At 38.8% G+C, this 20,586-nt stretch carries 12 protein-coding genes and 1 pseudogene; 8 read left to right on the forward strand and 5 right to left on the reverse strand.

The window, feature by feature from the left end:
• The first annotated feature begins 193 nt into the window (after positions 1 to 193).
• The 5 genes from AC3RV5_RS20085 (at position 194) to AC3RV5_RS20105 (ending at position 10,934) form a co-directional block, all read left to right on the forward strand.
• Positions 194 to 3,511 (forward strand): TonB-dependent receptor, encoded by a 3,318-nt coding sequence (locus AC3RV5_RS20085; protein ID WP_489729346.1) that lies wholly within the window; start codon positions 194 to 196, stop codon positions 3,509 to 3,511.
• 467 nt (positions 3,512 to 3,978) lie between these two features.
• Positions 3,979 to 5,691 (forward strand): endo-1,4-beta-xylanase, encoded by a 1,713-nt coding sequence (locus AC3RV5_RS20090; RefSeq protein ID WP_489729347.1) that lies wholly within the window; start codon positions 3,979 to 3,981, stop codon positions 5,689 to 5,691.
• Between the two features lie 240 nt (positions 5,692 to 5,931).
• A complete protein-coding gene (locus tag AC3RV5_RS20095; RefSeq protein WP_489732220.1) occupies positions 5,932 to 6,024 on the forward strand; it encodes a hypothetical protein in 93 nt (30 codons plus the stop codon).
• A gap of 26 nt (positions 6,025 to 6,050) precedes the next feature.
• Positions 6,051 to 7,838 carry a glycoside hydrolase family 43 protein gene (locus tag AC3RV5_RS20100; RefSeq protein ID WP_489729348.1) on the forward strand — a complete coding sequence of 596 codons (1,788 nt, stop codon included), beginning with the start codon at positions 6,051 to 6,053 and terminating at the stop codon, positions 7,836 to 7,838.
• Between the two features lie 1,008 nt (positions 7,839 to 8,846).
• Positions 8,847 to 10,934: a TonB-dependent receptor plug domain-containing protein gene (locus AC3RV5_RS20105; RefSeq protein ID WP_489729349.1), complete on the forward strand. Its 2,088-nt coding sequence runs from the start codon at positions 8,847 to 8,849 to the stop codon at positions 10,932 to 10,934.
• Between the two features lie 439 nt (positions 10,935 to 11,373).
• On the opposite strand, the gene AC3RV5_RS20110 is transcribed toward AC3RV5_RS20105, so the two are convergent.
• Both AC3RV5_RS20110 and AC3RV5_RS20115 read right to left on the reverse strand, forming a co-directional pair.
• A complete protein-coding gene (locus AC3RV5_RS20110) occupies positions 11,374 to 12,486 on the reverse strand; it encodes an ISAs1 family transposase (RefSeq protein WP_489728402.1) in 1,113 nt (370 codons plus the stop codon).
• 532 nt (positions 12,487 to 13,018) lie between these two features.
• Entirely contained in the window at positions 13,019 to 14,113 is a 1,095-nt protein-coding gene (locus AC3RV5_RS20115) for a glycoside hydrolase family 26 protein (protein WP_489729350.1), read from the reverse strand.
• A 756-nt stretch (positions 14,114 to 14,869) separates the two neighbouring features.
• Between AC3RV5_RS20115 and AC3RV5_RS20120 the strand changes: the two genes are divergently transcribed.
• From AC3RV5_RS20120 to AC3RV5_RS20130, 3 genes and pseudogenes are all read left to right on the forward strand, one after another.
• Positions 14,870 to 15,472 (forward strand): hypothetical protein, encoded by a 603-nt coding sequence (locus tag AC3RV5_RS20120; protein ID WP_489729351.1) that lies wholly within the window; start codon positions 14,870 to 14,872, stop codon positions 15,470 to 15,472.
• Positions 15,473 to 15,629: 157 nt separating this feature from the next.
• Positions 15,630 to 15,926 (forward strand): annotated as a pseudogene (locus tag AC3RV5_RS20125) (transposase); the annotation flags it as partial.
• Between the two features lie 278 nt (positions 15,927 to 16,204).
• The gene (locus tag AC3RV5_RS20130; RefSeq protein ID WP_489729352.1) at positions 16,205 to 16,360 is read left to right on the forward strand and encodes a hypothetical protein; all 156 of its coding nucleotides are present in this window, start codon (positions 16,205 to 16,207) and stop codon (positions 16,358 to 16,360) included.
• 88 nt (positions 16,361 to 16,448) lie between these two features.
• Here the strand turns inward: AC3RV5_RS20130 and AC3RV5_RS20135 are convergent, their stop codons facing one another.
• From AC3RV5_RS20135 to AC3RV5_RS20145, 3 genes are all read right to left on the reverse strand, one after another.
• The gene (locus tag AC3RV5_RS20135; RefSeq protein ID WP_489729353.1) at positions 16,449 to 17,609 is read right to left on the reverse strand and encodes an endo-1,4-beta-xylanase; all 1,161 of its coding nucleotides are present in this window, start codon (positions 17,607 to 17,609) and stop codon (positions 16,449 to 16,451) included.
• A 427-nt stretch (positions 17,610 to 18,036) separates the two neighbouring features.
• Positions 18,037 to 19,518, reverse strand: coding sequence for a tryptophan halogenase family protein (locus tag AC3RV5_RS20140; RefSeq protein ID WP_489729354.1), 1,482 nt, complete (start codon positions 19,516 to 19,518; stop codon positions 18,037 to 18,039).
• Positions 19,519 to 19,562: 44 nt separating this feature from the next.
• On the reverse strand, positions 19,563 to 20,579 hold the full coding sequence (locus AC3RV5_RS20145; RefSeq protein WP_489729355.1) for a cupin-like domain-containing protein: 1,017 nt from the start codon (positions 20,577 to 20,579) through the stop codon (positions 19,563 to 19,565).
• Positions 20,580 to 20,586: the final 7 nt, after the last annotated feature.

Raw genomic sequence — 20,586 nt, forward strand, 5'->3', positions numbered from 1 at the left:
AATACGACATGATGTTATTAATGAAATGTTAACGCTAACATATAATATATTGTCAATAAAATCGCGAATTATAAAAATAACGAGTTTTTATATCAGGTCAATGGTCGAAGTATTTTGAACCACTAACCCAAAGGAATATAGCTAAGAACACGTCGAATTTGGCGTAGAAAACACATAACTAGGAGAATACACAATGAGCTTGCAAAGAAAAACTTTTCTAAGCGCCTCTGTAAGAGCAGCCATGTTTGGCACGACAGCTCTTCTCACAGCAGCCACAAGTCAATATGCCGTCGCACAAAGTGTTGGCGAAGAAGAAGAAGCTGCAGTAGCCGCCGAAGAAGCGGTTGAAGTCATCGCAGTTACCGGTATTCGTGGTGCACTAGCCGTCGCAGCTGAAATTAAACGTGAATCATCAACATTTGTCGACTCAATTACCGCATCTGACGCAGCTGCCATTCCTGACTTGTCAGTTGCTGAGGCTCTTTCGCGTATACCAGGTCTTACTGTTTCTCGTTTTACCGCTGGTGGAACTGCGGGCGATTTTCCTTCTCCAGAAGGTTCAGGTAACTTAATTCGTGGTCTTGGTTTTATTCGTTCAGAATTTAACGGACGCGATGCGTTTTCAGCAAACGGAGGCAGAGCTTTAGATTGGTCGGCAGTGCCTCCACAGCTTATTGGCCGTGTAGATGTATTCAAAAACCAACAAGCCGACCTTATTGAGGGCGGTATTGGTGGAACAATTAACCTACAAACACTTGCACCATTCGATAATGAAGACGGTGTAGCGCAAATTTCTGTTGATACTGTTTATACTGATATACGCGAAGAATGGAGCCCGACATTTAGCGGTATATTTGGTAAAAACTTTGATACCGATAACGGCAAGTTTGGATTTGTAGGCTCATATTCTTCATCTGAATTACAGTCAGACATTAATGGTTACCAAGCAGGTTCGCTTGTTCCTCGCGATAATATACCGGCCTCTAGTTTTGCTGAGGGTCAAGGGGTAACTGACCCTGTAGGCACTGTCGCCCTAGCACCTGGTTTCAATTTACGCACAAACGAAGTTGATCGCGACAGAGAAAGTATCTACCTTGCAGGACAATGGCGCAGTGCTGACGACAGTGTTGAAGTATTGGTTAAATACGTAACCGTAGAAAATGAGATAAATGGTCTTGAACGCACCTCTGAGTGGTATGCTGACGCTGAGACAGTGAGATCTGGAGGGGTAGAGATTAGTGATTTGATTGTGTCACCCTTTACGTCAGATGGGATTCCTAAATGTAATGGGAGCAACGAAGATCCTGCTGGCGAATGTGACGAGCTAATCCCCGTTACAGGTGGTTTAATGGAAGAAGGCCTGATAACAGATGATTTTAGAAGCTGGGCTGGCGCGTACGGATTGCGAGTGTCTAACCTAGGCATAGGTAAACAAGAATATTCAAAAACTGATGATGTCAGTGTTAACGTAAAATGGCGTGCTACCGACCGATTGATTGTTGAATTTGATGCCCATAGAACAACGGCCGAAGCGTCTTTCGAAGAACAATGGATTGGTGTAAATACATTCTTAAACGTATTTTCTCGTCCTAGTTTAGATAACCCATATTTAGAATTTTCTGTTGATCCACGTACTAACCTCAATGAAGGTAACCGCCGAGACGGTGGCACGGTTCAAGTTCCGTACGTAGCGCCTACTAGTCCGGCAGACCCTTCTGGTTCTTATGTTGGTTTTGCAAACGACTCATTCAAAGAAGGCGAAGGCGATTTACAGGCGGCTAAGCTTGACGTTGAATATGAATTTGACAACTCAGACGGTTGGTTTCAGTCTGTCAAAATGGGCGCACGCTACTCTGAGCGTGAACAAATCAACAAAGAAGCAGATAGCAACTGGAAAGGCGTCACCCCATTATGGAACGGGGGCGTAGCGCCTTTAAATTCGTTAGACAAAAATATTTACGATGAAGTCGATTTCAGTGATTTCTACCGTGGTGGTGTGGTAGGTGGTGAAAATACCACACTACTTTATGCTAGTGCTGACCTGTTGCGTAACCCAGCGTTATTCTACGATTACTTACAGGCTGAGCCTGATTTCGCAACATCAATCTATTCGCCCTTCGCGGCTGATACTGATCTTAATCCTGAAACCCCACCTGATGCGGACCTACTGCGTCGCACTAGGGATGGAAACTATACTAAAATTTATGCGCCAGGCGGTATTGCAGATGTTGTTGAAGAAACAATCAATTTGTATGCCATGGTAAAATTTGCACAAGAATTTGACAACGGAATGTGGTTAGAAGGTAATGTAGGTTTACGTTATGTTAAAAACACATTGGGTTCAAATGGGAGGCTTAGCTATAACCAATTCGGCGAAGATAGACAAGAGCTTGACGATCCCGAGGAATATCCACTTTACACGCAAGAAGTGGAAGATCGCGATGAAATCAATGACTTTTTGCCTGAGACAGAAGCATATTTACAAACAGCAGACTCTGTACGAAGAGTTAACGTAAAAGATGAGCATTGGTTACCTTCATTAAATGTTAAATTGAACCTTAACGACGATATGCTCATCCGTTTTGGCGCGAGCAAAGGGGTTACTCGTCCAAACATGTCAGACCTTAGTGCGACTCAGACAATAGATGCCAAGACGAGTGTTGAGCGTTTCCAGAATCCTCTTCCTGGTGACCCGGATTTTATTCCTGATGACGGGACTCCTAGGCCTCCTCGTCCTTTAGTAAATGGCACCTTACAAAATATCCGCATTGAGGGCGGTAATCCAGACCTTGTAGCGACTACAGCGAATAGCTTTGACCTTTCATATGAATGGTACTTCGAAACAGGCTTTGTTACCTTTGGTGTGTTTAAAAAAGATATTAAAAACATCGTGCAAGATGGCTTACAACCAGTTGACACTATTAAACTAGACAACACACAAGTTAATGTTAACTACAGCGGTAAAATTAATTTAGCCGAAGCTGAAATTTCAGGTTTTGAAGTCGCTTATCAAGATTTCTTTACTGGGTTACCGGGCATATGGGCAAATTTTGGTATTCAAGCCAACTACACCTTTGTTGACGCGTCGGCAACACCACCGCCACAGTTTTTAGATATTGATGACGATGGAGTACCTGATTCGGCTGATACTACTTTCCGTTTCGGTTTAGATAATCTGCTTGGACAATCAGAGCATACAGGTAACCTAATTGGTATTTATCAAGATGATGCGTTAGAAGTGCGTTTAATTTATAACTATCGTTCAGAGTATCTGAATTCATATCGTGACTTTGTAACGGGTAACCCAGTTTTCCAAAAACCCACTGGATTTTATGATGCGTCTGTTAGATATCACTTTAGTGACAATCTAACGGCGAATTTTCTAATTGCCAACATCACTGATGAGAAGAACAAGTCAGAAACACAGGTTGACGCAGCTGGTACTCGTTACCAACGTTCTAGCTTCTTGAATGATCGTCGTATACAACTAGGATTAACTTATAAATTTTAATTTAAACTTATTTTAAACTTATATATAAAAAGGGAGAGATTAACCTCTCCCTTTTTATTTTAGTGAGATCATTAAATCACGTATTGTCTACTAGTAAAAATGAACCTGTAAGTTTGAATAGATTCACCAGAGCAAAAAACAGTTAAACAATAAATAAATCATTCATCTATAAACACTGGGCATTTCAGTCACCAGTGCGGCTATTCAAAATTAATATGGGCTTTGGTTAATATCAATCCATATTAATAAGTGCTCTCTCAGAATGCATCCAGCGGTTTTTGAACAAGGTGTCGGTATGTAGGAATGGTAGCGCTAACTTTGCATGGTAATAGTAATTATTTTCGATTTAAAAAAGTGTTACTGCAATTAACATCATAAAAATAAAAACGTAGATTAAAATGAAGTCAACTAGAGGGATTTTCGTATTTAACGACTCATTTTCTTGCTAACTTAAGAGGAAAAGTAAAATGAAAAAATTATTAATTCGCTCGGCAAGTACAGTGACACTCATGTCACTATTGACAGCATGTGGGATAGAGGATCATCCAAAAGATGTAGAATTTCCAGATAACGTATCTGTAATTCCAGAACCTGAAGCTCCCGCGCCTGAAGTTCCAGAAGAATTTTCTGTAGTGACGGCGACTAGCCTAAAAGCATTAGCACCTGGTTTAAACATTGGTGTAGCTGTTCCGGCTGGTGGTAATTCTAACAGTATAATAAACTCACCTGAATCTAAAACTGTTATTCAACAATATTTCAATCAGTTATCTGCTGAAAATATTATGAAGCAAGCCTCTTTGCAACCACAGGAAGGAGTGTTTTTCTATGATGATTCTGATGAACTTGTTCAGTATGCAAAAGACAATTCACTAACGGTACATGGTCATGTATTAGTTTGGCATTCACAAATAGCAGATTGGATGAAAAACTTTGTAGGTGAGAAAGCTGATTGGATAACCATGATGAAAAATCATGTAACACAAGTAGCAACTCATTTTGAAGAAGCAGGTGATAGCGATACAGTTACTAGCTGGGATGTTGTTAATGAAGCCTTTATGGATAATGGACAATACCGAGGTGCAAAAACGACTACTCTTAGCGATGATGCATCTGTTTGGTATGAAAATATTGGTGAAGAATTTATACCATTAGCATTTACAGCAGCAAGAGCTGCAGATCCCGATGCTGATTTATACTACAACGATTTCAACCTTATTTGGAGTAGCGATAAATTAGGCGCTGTTATTATTATGGTTAATAATATGCAAGCTGATGGTGTACCGATTGATGGTATTGGTTTCCAATCACATATTTCAGTTAATAGCCCTGATATTTCGACAATCAGAGCTCAATTTCAGAAAGTGGTAGATATTCGCCCAAAAATCAAACTGAAAATCACCGAACTTGATGTTCGTATGAACAATGAAAATGGTACTGATTTTACTACCCTAACAAGTGCAAGAGCTGAGGAACAAAAGGAATATTATCATGACATTGTTGAAGCATATTTAGACATTGTTCCTGAAGATCAACGTGGTGGTATTACTGTTTGGGGAATCATTGATGCAGATAGTTGGTTACAAAGCTTTCCTGAACCTACAATAGAATGGCCATTATTGTTTAATGATGATTTTACTCCTAAGCCAGCATTACAAGGTTTTGCTGATGCATTAGAAGAAGCTAATTTTATTCCTACTCCAGATCCAGAAGTAACTTCATTCTTTAATACAAACTTTGAAACTGATCTTGATTCATGGGGATCGCGAGGAGATGCAACAGTAACGTTAGAAACTACCGAAGCACACGCTGGTAATAATAGCGCTTTAGTTGTAGGACGTACGGCTAATTGGCAAGGTATATCAAAAAGTGTTGTAGGCTTATTCACAGCTGGTGAAAGTTATAACGTTTCTGCATGGGTTAAGTTATCTGATGATGCTAGTACAGTTACACCTAGCATGAAGCTAACTCTAGAAATAAACCACGGTGCAGGTGACGGTACCACTGAATACCTTGAAATGACTGCTCCTGTAACAGTAAGTGCAGGTGATTGGGTTGAACTAACAGGTACTTACACGCATACGATAACAACTGTAGCAAACTCTGCTAACCTTTATGTTGAAGGAAGTGAAACAACAGTTGATTTTTATGTTGATGATATTTCGGTAACATTGGCGGAATAATATATATATTAACTTTGATTATTCATTATTGATTACGGATTTACATCTACTTTAATGTTTAATTACAGTTAAATACTATTAATGAAAAAGAGCTAACAGATTTATCTTTTAGCTCTTTTTTTAGATCTAAATTTAGTCGTTAAACGGTAGCAATTCATAAAAGCCAATGCGGCATTAGATAATATAAGTCTTACAGCTTGTGAGTTTTTCAGGATGTATTCTGAAATGAAAAAATACTTTATGGGTGGAAAGTTATGGAGTCAAAACTACCTTGTAGAAACGATTGGTAATGCAAATGAAGAAACAGTTATAAATTTTTATCTTATTATCTAACCCTACTTTAAAAAACGAGTCTTTATATGAAAAAAAAGTACCTATTATCTTTATTATTCAGTGCTGCTTTATTAGTTAATTTATCCTCTTGCTCTGATGAAAGCACGATAGAAAGTTCTAATCGTCAAATATATGATGATAAAAAAGAAATTTTGGTAGATAAAACCGTCGCATTTGACTGGTTTGAATATCAAGGTAATGATGCGTTTTTTACTGATAAATTACCTGAAGGTCAATTTCAAAACCCCATTGTGGCAGGATTTTATCCTGATCCCAGTATTACCCGAAAAGGTGATGATTATTACATGGCGGTTTCTTCTTTTTCATACACCCCCGGGGTGCCACTTTTACACAGTAAAGACCTAGTTAATTGGGCGCTTATTGGCCATGCGTTAACACAAAAAAATCAGATTAATCATAGTGGATTAACAGTCTCTAGAGGAATTTACGCACCAACAATTCGTTATCATGATGGTTTATTTTATTTGATCACTACCGCGGTTGACTCAGGCGGTAATTTTTTTGTTACCGCAGAAGATCCCGCAGGTGAATGGTCTGAACCCTATTGGTTGCCTGGAATTGCCGGTATTGATCCCGACATATTTTTTGATGATAACGGCAAGGTTTATATTACGCATAATGGTGAACCTATTGGAGCGCCTTTATATGAAGGACATCGCGCCATTTGGCAATGGGAATATGACATGGAAGCCAAACAAGTTGTTAAAAATTCAGGTCGCGTTATCGTCAATGGCGGAGCTGATTTAAGCAAACAACCTATTTGGATTGAAGCACCTCATGTTTATAAAATTAATGGTTGGTATTATTTAATGTGTGCAGAAGGCGGCACCGCTTACGATCATTCAGAGGTGATTTTTAGAACAAAAAGTTTAAGTCAAACTTTTGAACCTTATGCTTATAACCCCATTTTAACTCAACGTGATTTAGACATTAACCGCGACAATCCCATCACCACCGCAGGCCATGCTGATTTAATACAAACGGCAACAGGGCAATGGTGGGCAGTATTTCTAGCAACCCGTGCGTACGATAAAACCTATTATAATACGGGTCGTGAAACGTTTTTATTACCGGTAACTTGGCAAGATAACTGGCCAGTGATTCTTGATCAAGGTATTGAAATACCAAAGCAATTAAACAAGCCTGTTATTGTTCTTGATAATCAAACACCTCAATTACAAACTGAAGCCTTAACGGGAAATTTTACTTGGCGTGATGATTTTGACTCTTCTAGCACTGAAACTCATAGGTTAAGCCCTCATTGGAGTTTATTGCGTAGCGTGAATAATGATTGGTATGCAATAGCGTCAGGGAAAATTCACCTAAAACCTGCCGCTATTACACTTGCGTCATTACAGCAACCCAGGTTTATAGCTCGTCGCCAACAACACATGACTTATCAAGCTTCTACGGCTTTAGTGTTGCCAGAATCTGAGCGTATTTCTGCGGGTATTGTTGCTTTTCAAAATGAAAAATATCATTATTATTTTGCGGTAAAAAAAGTAAATCAAGGTTATGAATTATTTATTGAACAAGTTAAAAATGGTAGCGTAATTAAAATTAATAGTGTGATCATTAATACTAGAGTTAATGCAAGTGAAGAAGACGAAGCAGGGCAGTTATTAACCTTAACTATTATCGGAGACAAGGCTGATATAAGTTTCTCTTATCAACTAAGCGACGCTGAAAAAATAATTTTAGCACAAAATATCGACGGAAAAATATTAAGTACCTCAGTTGCAGGTGGCTTTGTAGGAAGCTTTTTAGGAATTCACACAAGAATAGAATTGTAGATTTGGTAGCCGAATAAAAAATAGAATTGTCTTAGCAGGTAAGTAAAGCCCCTGATGATTTTAACCCACAACTATTTTAAAAGGTTTACATGTGTTGTTATTGATTTCGATAAGGACACTATAAGGATGTAAAATTATTTGAAAAGGAATGAGCTATTCTCATGAATAACCATTTTATTCTATCAAAGTCTGGCCTCCAAGATTTTTAATTATCGCTAAGTGGTCAATTAATTATAATGTACTTGGTATAAGTACTAAGTCTTTAACTATGAGCTGAAGGCATAGTAAATCCACTAGATATGGATATACTAATGTACTTTTTATTCGCTTTAACATCCAAGTTTATTACTAATACGATCCAACGACCTCTAGCAAATTAAGTTTCGTCGTTTTCAGGGGTTTTACCATTTGTCATCGCTACTGAACGAACGGTAATCATGTCGTTTTTCTTAAAGTGGTGTGTCATTGTTATCTCCCATGTAAATAATTCACTATTCGCTACTTAACGTTTTAATTAAGAACATGTTTCGGCAGTTATTTTTACTTTTTAGTCATGAGTCACAAATAACTCATGTTTATTAAAACTTATTTAGAAAACGGTAAGAAGTGGGCTTGGAAAGGTTAGATACAGCTAGTTTTTTAGTATACCAAAAGCAAAAGATGATATATAAAAAGTCTTTTATCAATATATGCATATCATGCGCTTAAAGCATGATTCGATAGAGCAATGTTCTTTCAATTTAAGTTGTGAAAGCTCAGCAGCGTGTGTGCATTAAAACTTAACCCTATGATATTTTTGTTAATAATCTTAATAGATTAGCTCATAAAATAGGTGTGACTTATCACTAAAAAAACCTCAAGTTTTTCAAATGTTTATTAAAATATATAGAACTAGCTTAATCATATTCAGTAATAAAAACTTATCTTATATTCAATTTGACCATTACCGTGTAGCCATATATATTATTGTGTACGCGCGCGCTGTATTCTAATTTTATGGAGAAAGTTTTGAGTCCCTTAAGTCATTATTATAAAAAATTTCTGATAACAAATAATCGTATATTTTTTTTAAAAGTATTAGTTTCATTCTTTTTTATATTAAATTTAATAGGCATAACACATGCTGCAGAAAAAGAAGATGCAAACTCTACTTCCTCAACCTATCCAAGAGAATACTTTGAACAATATAATGCCCAAAATGCTTTTGAAATGATCCAACGTATTCCTGGCTTTATCTTAGAGGGAGGAGGCAATGCGAGAGGCTTTAGTAGTAATGCAGGTAATGTTTTAGTCGATAATGTTAGACCTACAACAAAAACTGGTGGGTTAGACTCTGTGTTAAAACGAATTCCTGCAGGGCAAGTAAAGTATATAGAGCTACTTCGTGGAGGTAATGACAAAGGGAGTGAGGCCTCAGGGCAAAGTTTAGTTGCTAATATCATACGCGAGCAAGGTACCAGTAGTGGCACATGGAAAGTAATAATAAGGCGAACGCCAGAAAATAGAATACGTCCCGACCTCACAGCAAGCTACGCAACTCAATTAGGCGATTGGCAAACATCATCAGAAATGACCATAGGTAACTATCCAGAAGACAAAACGTCATTCCTTCAAAATTTTTCTTCTGAACAAGTACTCACATCAGAAACCGACGAAAAAATAAAGTTCTCAAAAGATTGGGTAAGATTAAGCAATGAATCATCACTTAAAACCGATAAGGGTTTATTCGTACTAAATAGCCGATTTGAAAACGAAATAGAAGATGAAGACAAACATCGTACAATAAATAACATTAATGATACTGACACAACATGGCTACTCACCGAAAGAGAGAAAAAACAACTTGTCGAATTATCACTTGATTGGACTCAGCCAATAAATAACTGGAAATGGCGTTTACTAACATTAGGCGTAGTCGACAAAGAAAAATATTCAAACCAAGAAAATAGCTATGCTTTATTAAAAGGAAAAAATACAAACCTTTACTCCGACTCTTATCAAGATGACAGTACAAATACTGAATTGATTATACGAAGCACATTAGGTAAAGTTTTAGACACTAAATTCAAGCCTGAAATAGGTTTTGAAATAGCGAGTAATCGTCTTGATACCAAAGTTAATTCATTTAGCAACGGTATTGAAGAACAATTAAGTAATTCTGACGTTGTTGTTTCTGAAATAAGAGCCGAAATTTTTGTTAATAGTACCTACCAAGTAAACAAAGAATTAAGTTTAGATACCAATATTACCGCAGAATTTTCTAAGATCAATGTGGATGGAGATAATCCACGAGAAAAAAACTTTAATTTTATTAAATCTAGAGTAGTGTCGAATTATCAGATAGATATAAATAATATAATTTCTTTTGAAATTGAAAAAAAGGTCGACCAACTAGACTTTAGTGACTTTTCATCAAGTGCTGAAGCAGTTGATGACAGAGTAACCGTAGGTAATTCAAATTTAGTCCCAACACAAACCAATAGAACCTCTCTTAGCTATGATTGGCGATTTAGTGACGCAGGTGCATTAAAAGTTGAACTTTTTTATGAATGGAAAAAAGATGTTCTAGAAAAGATAATATTACCTTCAGGAGATCAAGCATTAGGAAATGCTGGCGATGCAGAGTTTTTTGGCTTTGATGCCGATTTAACACTACCTTTAGATTTACTATTAAAAAATAGTAACTTGATATTAAACTACCAATATAAAGACACGAGTTTTTATGATGAAATAATTAACGAATATCGCTCACATAACGAAATTATCCCCGTTAAATACTCAGCTAAATTCCGTCAAGATATTACCTCATTAAATTTAGCTTGGGGTGTTGACTATGTTAATGAATCTTACGTTGATAAATTTGAAGTTAATGAAATAGAAAGAAAAGATAGAAAAGGAAAACTCTCTTTATATCTAGAATCTGGCTTTATCGAAGGCATAAAAACAAGTTTTATGGTTTCTAAAGCTAGTACTGATAGGGAAATAATTAATCGTTCATTTTTTATAAACAATAGAAGTGGTGCAAGAAACGGAAACGAAATCAATTATCATCAGAAAAAGCCTGTATTTGAATTAACCTTATCTGGAAGTTTTTGATTATCATTATCGGCTAAAAATAATTAAACAGTATATAAAGAGAAAGCCTCTACCTAAAACAACAATATCGACTGGCAGATAAAAATTCAGGCATTATTACTATCATAAAGGGTAATTTCAAATGTAAAGATAGGTAAACAGATGCAAACGTCTTCCATGTCGGAATTTTTGTCATTAGCAAATTAGTAGTTATCGGCCTTTTGCAGACATTTCGATGAACCTAACTCCGCCGTTTTGTTATGGCGTTTTCGCTCCCAGCAGCAAGCTGCGAGCCCAAGTCACTACATATAAACATGGAAAAACAGCCTTAAAATAGCCAGTAAAGAAGACGATAAGATAGACAACTAGCAGGTAATCTAACTTATCTCGCAAGGAGACTGTTGGAGGGTATGACAATAGTCATATTCATCCCCACGGCAAGAGCGTGAATGCCTAATTATCACTCAACTAACTCGGATCCCGCTAAAAATATAGCCTCAAGGTAATCAGTATCCATTGCAGCCATGCGTTGTTTACGTCTTACACTGGCTTTTCTGCTCGTATCAACTTTTATCAGATTAATCCCGATATGCCTTAGGCGGGCGATATTCTCTGCTCCATCACCACGGTATATTTGACAGTTATCTTCTCGCATCGCTGTGTCCAGCACCCAGTGCAACTTACTTTCGATACCCCAGTGGCCTCGTGCCGCTTTACCAAATTGTTCTGCTGTCAGCAGGGTAGAGCTAATGTAATAGCGGTACTCTAATGACTCTTTTTGACCATTATGCTGGTAGTTTATCGCCATACCAATGCTCGTTAAGCCTGCCCAATCAGGGAATGCCTTGGCGATATCGCCTCCATCTAGCAAGTGATATTCACGGGCTTCAACCCGACCATGTCCTTTCTCCATATGCAGGGTAGATGCTTTATTCGCACAGGCGAAGGCCTGTTTGATGCTATCGTACAACCGCTGCTGATTGCCTTTGACCGCAATCAGGTAATCCGCCCCTTTATCTATGATGGTCTTGGTTATTTTATGTTGGCATCCCATGGCGTCAATGGTGATAAGGCAACCTTTGATATCCAGCAAATTGAGTAAATCCGGAATGGCTGTGATTTCATTCGACTTGGCGTCGGTTTTAGTCTGCCCGATAACCACGCCATTAGCAGTGGCAAAGGCACTGACCATGTGAATGGCAGATTGTCGGTCATGACGATTATATGAGCTGCGTAAACACTTGCCATCCACCGCGACCACTTCCCCTTCGCTCAGCTTCACCACCTCTTTCATCCAGCGAATAAAGGTCGATTGCAATGCACTGGGGTCTATCCTTGAAATAAGACGGGCTATCGTATCGTGAACAGGCAACCCATCTTTAAATAATCCCAAACCCTGTAGCCAGGTTAATCTGGCTTTACCGAAATCTTCAATATCCTCCCAGCCCTCGCAACCAGTGATGATGGCGCAAATAGATAAGAACAATACATCGTAAAGGGGATAGCTTATTTTCGCGGTTTGGCGAGGGTCTTTTACATCAGCGAAGTGTCGGGCAAATACATCGATTGTCATGGTTGGTCTCCCAAAAGGGAGTATAAGATCACAGCGACAGCAGCCCGTCAAATAATGTTGTTTTTGTTCAAAAAACGTTCATGATCTTGCCGTGTATTCATCCCCGAGCACATATTTATTAAAAAACAATGTGGGGCTCTGCACGCTAGAAGAGGCAAGTTTTGCCGACATAACCTTCTCCACATTTAGACCGACTGCATGTGCTGGCATTATTGTCTCCAATTAAAAAATGAGGCGACAACTATCCTGACATAGCGGGTTATTCAGCGATCTTCCTGATGTTAATACGCATAACCCACCTACCGGACTAAAATAAAACACCTGTTAAGTGTAGTTCAGTTCAAAAAAGAGGTGAAATTAACATGGCTGTCTTCGTAATTCGTCTTCGTAATTCATTCGTAATTCATTCGTCTTCGTAATTCATTCGTAATTCTAAGTAAATGTTTGTTGTAAACGTTTAGCAATTTACCATTACGGTTAACGTTACTGAGTGACGAGTAAATGTTTGTTAGCCGACTATTAAAAATGCAGCTCACTTCCCTTCAAGGGTCGACATTTCAAGCTTAATAGCTTGCTGTGAATGCAACCAAATAGGATCTTTAAGTTCATTAACATAGTGCTTATTAATATATTCATTCTTTTCAATTCGGGCGTCTTTCCAGTTGTGCCAAGGGAAATCTAGAAATTTAGCCCAATAGTCCCAATCCCAATTAATATAACTAATAGCTTTTATTTCAGGATGTTGTTTAACCATATTAAAAAATGGCCGGTACCAAGCGTCCCAGCTTTTTTTACCGTCGTTAACACCTACATGACGAGGAGTTGTTTCGCCGATCATCACCGGTTTTCCATGTTTTGCGGATAACGCATAAAATTTACCAAGCCAAGGATTAGTGATTTCTTCTGGTGAAAATATATCTACTCCCCACCAATCAACATATTCATCTCCAGGATAATATTTCATAAGTTCGTCGAAGTTGATAAAATTTGCAGAACCTCCGCCAGAGCACCAAACATAGGCTGTTTTTTTAAGTCCTTGAGCTCTCGCTTTATTCACTATACGTTTAAAAGTAGCGGCATAAGCATTTGGAGTATATCCATTCCAACTACCTTCAAACTCGTACCCTATTCTTAAATACGCAGGACGATTCAACTCAATAAGTGATTGTATAACTTGGTCAATAGCCTCGTCGAATTTACCACTGGCTGCATCTTCCGCACGACCTTTTCCTTTATCATTACCACCAGTAAAACTCAAACCAATTTGCAACACGGTATTATGTTTAACTTGGCTATCTATTTCTTTTTTTAACTTATTTTTCCATTTTTCAACTTCCGCACTTCCTTTGCTAATACTGACATATGTCATGTAGATAAGCGGTTTATGCTCGTCAGCAAATAATGAAGAATAATGATTGAAACTTTCTACGTCCTGACCTGCCCCGTGAATAATTTCACTTTCAGGCTCTAATACTGCACCAAAGTACTTGCGAGGCATATATTCATATACACCAGAAGTAGAGGTAATTGGTTGTTTTGCCTCAGGAGAATCTATACTTTTTTGTGGAATATTTTGGCAACTAGCAATAGCAACCAGCAAACTTAGAATAAATAATTTAATTTTCACGGTAATAATTTCCTCGCTCTTTTTCTTTAGTCGGCTTCACTAAGGAATCAGCTTCCTTTTCTGTTAATCCGAAATAGCAGGTTCCAATTTGGGGTACTGGGACATTCCGTCCGCTAAAGACATAATCCCTGAAATCCCTTTCTCAACAGGCCCTACAGAAAGAGACATTAATTTCTAATAAAGGAATAACGTGTTTTTACGCTTTCAAGCCGAGCCTCGAATTTCTGACCATCTGCACTGGCATGAATAACACCTTCCTGGATATAATAATGCTTAAAAATTCCAATTAAGCTGTCGCGTTGTTGATCATATCACTGGTTTCAGCAAGTGTTTCAGGAAGAAGGTAATTAGTTTGAACCAAGCGAAGCCGTACATAGGAACGATCAGAGATGTTAGCTAAGCCATACAACACTTATTGGAACCATTATCAATAAGTGGTGCTAGTAAATCATTTTGGTACTGGATTTGCTCTGACTGTACCTGACGAACATGTTCAAAGCTTGATAATAATTCTGCAGAGCTCGGTACTTCATTGACTCAGGAATATACAATTGCCCATGTAACTTACTCTGTTAGAAACAAAATACGATAGTAGTATCCCAGCCCATATCAATCTAATTTCATCATTACAATTCTAAGCGAATAAATAAACTATATATTGCAATAAAGATGATAAAAATAGCACATGATTTTAGATGTTGTTGATGTCAATCTATGGCGATATTTTCCACTTCAATACTATATTTAAGGAAAGATATGAACATCGCCTATTGTATAATTCTAACTGTCTTGTTTTCCCTGTGCTCGCACGCTAACGAGATGAGTCCAATTAAACTTAGTGAAGATAACAACTTGGCATACCTCATTAATGACAAACCGTTAACAGATAAGAAGAATATTCGTAAGTTAGCACATGTAAAGAACGTACTATTCGCCAATGAGGATTTTCAGTTAGTAACTGAAAGTACTAAACATTCTGTTTTTTATGATGACAGCAAGACCGATTCGTTGGCAATAGATGCAGCTATTTTGGGTTACCGCGACAAATACGCGGCTGCTACCTACACTGTCGATGCAAGTTTAAAAGGCAAGTTCAACATTGGTTTAGTCACACTTTCTGAATTTGATGGTGAGAGTCTTTACAATATCTACATCAACAATAAGCTTATTGCTAACTTTCAGAACCCGAGAACTGAGCTCGATTATCACGAAGTGTACTTTACTGCAGCTGACCCAATCAATCTAAATGAAGGTGATATAATTAGAGTAGAGGCAATTCCTCATTCAAACGGATTGATACCAGAAGATGGTGGATTCGCTTGGGCTCGCGGGCGCTGGCGTGCAATCACCTTTAACTGATAGGGACGCTAGGTAGACAAAAGTGTTTATTCACTGGAACCCAACATTCGAATAAACCAGCCAAAACAAACCTTCATCATGCCATAAACAAAGCGTCCAAACCCCACCCGAATTTGGAATTCCTTTCATATCTAACAGATTGATGCGGTCCAAAGGTGAACTCATGGATAAAGGAGTCGAACTGATAACCACCGTACGCAAAAACATGAAAAAGAAATTTATATCGCTTTGGGACAGAGCTATTCTAAAAAAGCGGCTCATTATCGAAACGGTCAATGACCAGCTAAAAAATATATCTTACATTGAACACTCCAGACACCGCAGTATTCATGGGTTCATGCTTAATTTATTAGGTGGTTTAATCGCTTACTGTTTGAAAAAGGACAAGCCTTCCTTAGATTTATCTGCCCAAGAATTTGAACTGATAAATGGTAATAATATGATGCTCGCTTAACCAGATCTCAGGTTAACTCAGCCTACTATTCAACCCGAGCGAGAAGCTCACGGTCAACCAGATAAGGTAAGACTCCCTCAGTATGCTCATGCCAAGTTAGCGAGATGCGAATACGTTTAAACCAGCGCCTTTAAATACTTGGATAAAATATCTCCCGCCAGTAAAGCTCAATTTTCTTCATTCGAGGCATCAAAACTGATACCTCCTTTTATCACTGCGACACTTGTTCTAGGCATATTTAGTCAGGTAAGTGATATGGCGTGATGCTCGGCAATGTTATGACTAATGTAACTTCAGGGTCAGTGCACATTATGACTTCGGATATTGCAGAGTTATTTGTTGTGTCGTTATTGCTGAACGACGACTTCCGCTGCGACAACTGGCTGATAGCACAAGCCATAAGAAATGAAACCAAGGTTAACTTTATTAATTAACCTAATATTCATTACCTATGATGACTTATACACACAATAAATAGTGGGGTTGCACAATCCCCCGCCATTTATGAAGATGTCTCGATGGTTATTCTAATGCTAAAGCCAATACTACATCATGTGCTTTTTTGGGTTGGCCGTCGCGATTAAATAATAATGGGAAATTGGTTCTTCCTTCTACAGGCCAGCCATTTAACCAAGAATCACCATCGGTAACGCCCCAAAAAGTAACGCGATCAATGCTTTTTTGATGCTTAATAAACGTTTGAAAAATTTCTTGATAACGCGCCGCTAATTTATCTTCGGCGGCTGGTGAAAAGTTACCATCAGGGTATGGGTTGTTTTCCGGTGTTGCAGTTAGCTTATTGATATCAACATTAGCACCCAACATGCCATCTCTGCCTAAAAAATCAACGTCAAGCTCGGTAATATGTAACGGCAAGCCAGTTGCCGCATAAGCGGTTAATGTTTCATCAATTTTTTCTGCGCTTGGGTTAACCATTCCCCAGTGACCTTGCAAGCCAATGCCGTCAATACGTACACCTTTTTGTAAGAAATCATTAACCATAGCGATGACAGTATCTCGGCGGCCTTTTCTGTCCATACCATAATCGTTATAGATCAAGGTTGCGTCTTTTGGCATTTCTTGATCAGCAATAATAAAAGCTTGTTCGATAAAGTCATCACCAATAATTTGGTTATATAATGATTGACGTAATGAGCCATCATCTTCTATCGCTTCGTTAACTACATCCCAAATTTTAACTCTGTCACCATAACGGCTAGCAAACATTTTTGCCCGTTCTCGCATACGCTCAAGTAAGCCATCTCTGGTCAATAAGTTACCTTGTGTATCTTTAAAAACCCAGTCAGGTGTTTGGCTGTGCCAAAATAAGACGTGGCCGACCGTAGTGATATTTTCATCAACGCCAAGTTGCGCAAATTGATCGGCGATATCAAATTCGTATTTCCCCGGTAAAGGATTAATCCGTTCCCATTTCATATCGTTATCAAGAGTAATTGCGCTGAAATGGCGTTTTGCTAACGCTAAAGATGGGTGATTTGGTTTGGTAAACATTGACGCGCCTAAGGTCGCACCCACCAAGAATTTATCTGCATAAGCATCTTTTAAAGTAATCTTAGTACTTGGCTGCTGAGTGGTTTGTTTAGTTACGTTTTCTGAACAACTAAATAGCGCAACGGTAAATATAGCGATAAGCGCTATATGGGATATCTTATGTTTGTTCATAACATCACCTTATAAGTAAATTTTGTGTTTATAACCTGAATTGTAACGAACGTTATTTTCAATTCAGTTTATTTCAATAGTACTGCTATTATGATTTTTAATGATAATGGTCGAAATTTAGCTTTTGTGGCCGTTAGAATTTCTAGCCATCGTTGTGGGTGTATTTAATAATCAGCGATTGAAAGCACATAAATATATTATCTATAAATCCCCTCAATAATTCGAAACAACTCTGCTTGCTCGTACAAAAACTCGCAATATCAAGCATCGAACAGTCGTGATGTTTCGCCGCAATACAATTTCATTCAACTCATGAATACGTATAACTGTCACACCTGGGTAGGAACTACCTCGTGCTCATTGTGATCGACAGCTAACGGATAAGCTAAAAATATTTTGCCATTTAACATACAGTGACAACCTGCAGTTATTGATTGCTAAGCACGTCATACTGACGCAGAAAGTCGCCATGCAGCGGCATTTCATCGACCGCGGTTTTGATGTGCTTTCGTAATTCGTTAAACGCTTTGTATAAATTATCATTTGCAACTAAGCGACCCATTTGATGATAGCCCTCAACTTTAATACCTTGACCCAACATCACTTGATTCCAAGAATCCACTCGAAAGAGGTCTCCATCATTTTGAAATGCTATTGACGTTTTTGTATATAGCTTCATCCTGTGTTTGAGCGTGTCGGGAATAGCCATAGTGGCAACATGGCGCCAAAAAGGCTCCGCTCGTCGGTTCAAGGTGTAATGCAAAATAATAAAATCTCTAATGCTATTTACCTCGCCATCAACGTAAGTGTTGTAATGTTTTTGTAGCGTTTCATCTATGCCATTAAACGGAAACATCTGTACTAGTCTCGTTGCTGCAATCTGACTAAGATGAATACTGGTCGACTCAAGTGGTTCAAGAAATCCACTAGCAAGGCCCATAGCCACACAGTTCTTAAACCATGCTTTTTTACGTTTTCCTGTTTTGAACTTCAGCAAACGTGGCTGGGAGACCATATCGCCCTCAATGTTGTCAGTGAGTATCTGAAGCGCTTCCTGCTCAGAGGTATAGTCACTGCAAAAAACCAATCCGTTGCCTACTCTATTTTGTAACGGGATACGCCATTGCCAACTGGCGTCATGAGCAATCGATTTGGTGTAAGGCGGAATATGCTGCATCCCTTCTGTTTGCACCGCCCAAGCACTATCCATAGGTAACCAATGTGACCAGTCTTCAAAGCCTACTCCTAAAGCACCATTAATAAGTAACCCTTTGAATCCTGTACAATCTATAAACAAATCACCCGAAACATTTGTGCCATTACTTAATAAAAGATGGCTAATATGCCCACTTTTGCTATCCATTTCTATGCGCTCAATCGTCCCCTCGATTCGCTTAACACCTCGTTGCTGACTAAAATCACGCAAAAAAGAGGCGTATAAGCCAGCATCTAAATGGTATGCATAATTGACGTTAGTTTTACTGTCGTTAGCGAATTTTCCTGCTTTGGCAGCTTGAAGTTCAAAACAGTAATCCTGCAATTCGCCCCCCCAACCTAATGTATTGGCGTGTTGCCAAAGATGTTGAAAATCCCCCATCCACGTAGAGCGTCCAATTTGACCAAATGAATGAAAATAGCGCTCCCCAATATTTCCCCAATTGCTAAATTCAATACCCAATTTAAACGTCGCCTGGGTTTGTCGCATAAATACTTGCTCGTCAACGCCAATAAGACGATGGAAAGCTGTATGCGTAGGTATCGTTGCCTCTCCCACCCCGACAGTTCCTATATCTGCAGACTCAACGAGTGTAATGTCAATCAAGCTACCTAATTGACTCGATAACGTAGCCGCTGCTATCCATCCAGCTGTACCACCACCTGCGATGACCACCTTTTGTACCTTTTGCATCTGAAAGTTCCTATGAGCTAACCAAAATATGCGTGCTTAAAGCATTACCGATTAATCTTTTTCAACACTTTATTGCGCAGTACCCGAGCACTTAATTCATCTAAATCACGTAAGGCTCCCCACGTATGCTCAGGTAAGTGTTGGCGTGCCTGCTGTTTGTCTTCAAAAACATAATATTGAAATAGCGCCTGCCATGCGTCTTTTTCACTTTGCGGTCGACCGCGCAAGCTCAACATGGCATGGAATAACGTAGCCATGGGGTCATCAATGTAAGCGGGGGTGCTATTCCACCAGTAGTTAAGCATCACGTTAAAGTCATCTAATGCTTCAACTTGATGCCACCATAGCGCTGGGTATACCAATATATCGCCTGGCTCTAGATCGACTACTACCGCGTGTTTGAGAGCCTCACGCGCCTTTGGATAGCGAGCAAAATCGGGGGCTGAGATATCCACCATACTTAATACTTGGCCCCCAGGCGTTGGCTCTAATGGCCCTGGATATAAATTGCCACTTTGCTCAGGCGGGAACAAGGTGAACCTGCGGCGACCGAGCATACAGGCAGCAATATTATTCGAAGTATCGAAGTGAGTAACGGCAGTCGTTTTATTACCAAGCCAAATTCCAGCTTGGGCTGAATGCCCGGAAAGGTTGGTATGATGGATAGGTAGATTGGCCTCTAGTATTCCTGGAAAATAGTTGTCCAGCCTAGCCGAACCAATATAAAAAGAAATGTCGCCATGGCTCATCTGATTCTGTGCTATATCGTTAAAAAAGTCGCTCAATTGGACATAGCGCGTTGTGAAATTCATTCCATCAAATTGCGCGTTGTAGGAAAATCGGCCTTTTGCTGCAGCTTCGCATTGATAAACCAACATAGGCTTTTGAGTATAAAAAGTCTGTAAGTACTCTTTCGCCGAGCATAAGGATTGGCGGCCTTTACGAACTAAAGGAGAGTCCGCAATTGCTCCTTTTATTAAACATGGCTGACCTAATTCCGTTAGAGCGTTAAAGTTTATTTCATTAAACTGACACGCTTCAATTGTATTAACGTAGCTCATCATCTTT

The sequence above is a fragment of the Paraglaciecola sp. IT1134 genome (assembly GCF_058068185.1).

Coding starts and splice junctions, on each gene's coding strand:
- AC3RV5_RS20085 (WP_489729346.1), top strand. CDS start 194: ATGAGCTTGCAAAGAAAAACTTTTCTAAGCGCCTCTGTAAGAGCAGCC.
- AC3RV5_RS20090 (WP_489729347.1), top strand. CDS start 3,979: ATGAAAAAATTATTAATTCGCTCGGCAAGTACAGTGACACTCATGTCA.
- AC3RV5_RS20095 (WP_489732220.1), top strand. CDS start 5,932: ATGGGTGGAAAGTTATGGAGTCAAAACTACCTTGTAGAAACGATTGGT.
- AC3RV5_RS20100 (WP_489729348.1), top strand. CDS start 6,051: ATGAAAAAAAAGTACCTATTATCTTTATTATTCAGTGCTGCTTTATTA.
- AC3RV5_RS20110 (WP_489728402.1), bottom strand. CDS start 12,486: ATGACAATCGATGTATTTGCCCGACACTTCGCTGATGTAAAAGACCCT.
- AC3RV5_RS20120 (WP_489729351.1), top strand. CDS start 14,870: ATGAACATCGCCTATTGTATAATTCTAACTGTCTTGTTTTCCCTGTGC.
- AC3RV5_RS20130 (WP_489729352.1), top strand. CDS start 16,205: ATGACTAATGTAACTTCAGGGTCAGTGCACATTATGACTTCGGATATT.
- AC3RV5_RS20135 (WP_489729353.1), bottom strand. CDS start 17,609: ATGAACAAACATAAGATATCCCATATAGCGCTTATCGCTATATTTACC.
- AC3RV5_RS20140 (WP_489729354.1), bottom strand. CDS start 19,518: ATGCAAAAGGTACAAAAGGTGGTCATCGCAGGTGGTGGTACAGCTGGA.
- AC3RV5_RS20145 (WP_489729355.1), bottom strand. CDS start 20,579: ATGAGCTACGTTAATACAATTGAAGCGTGTCAGTTTAATGAAATAAAC.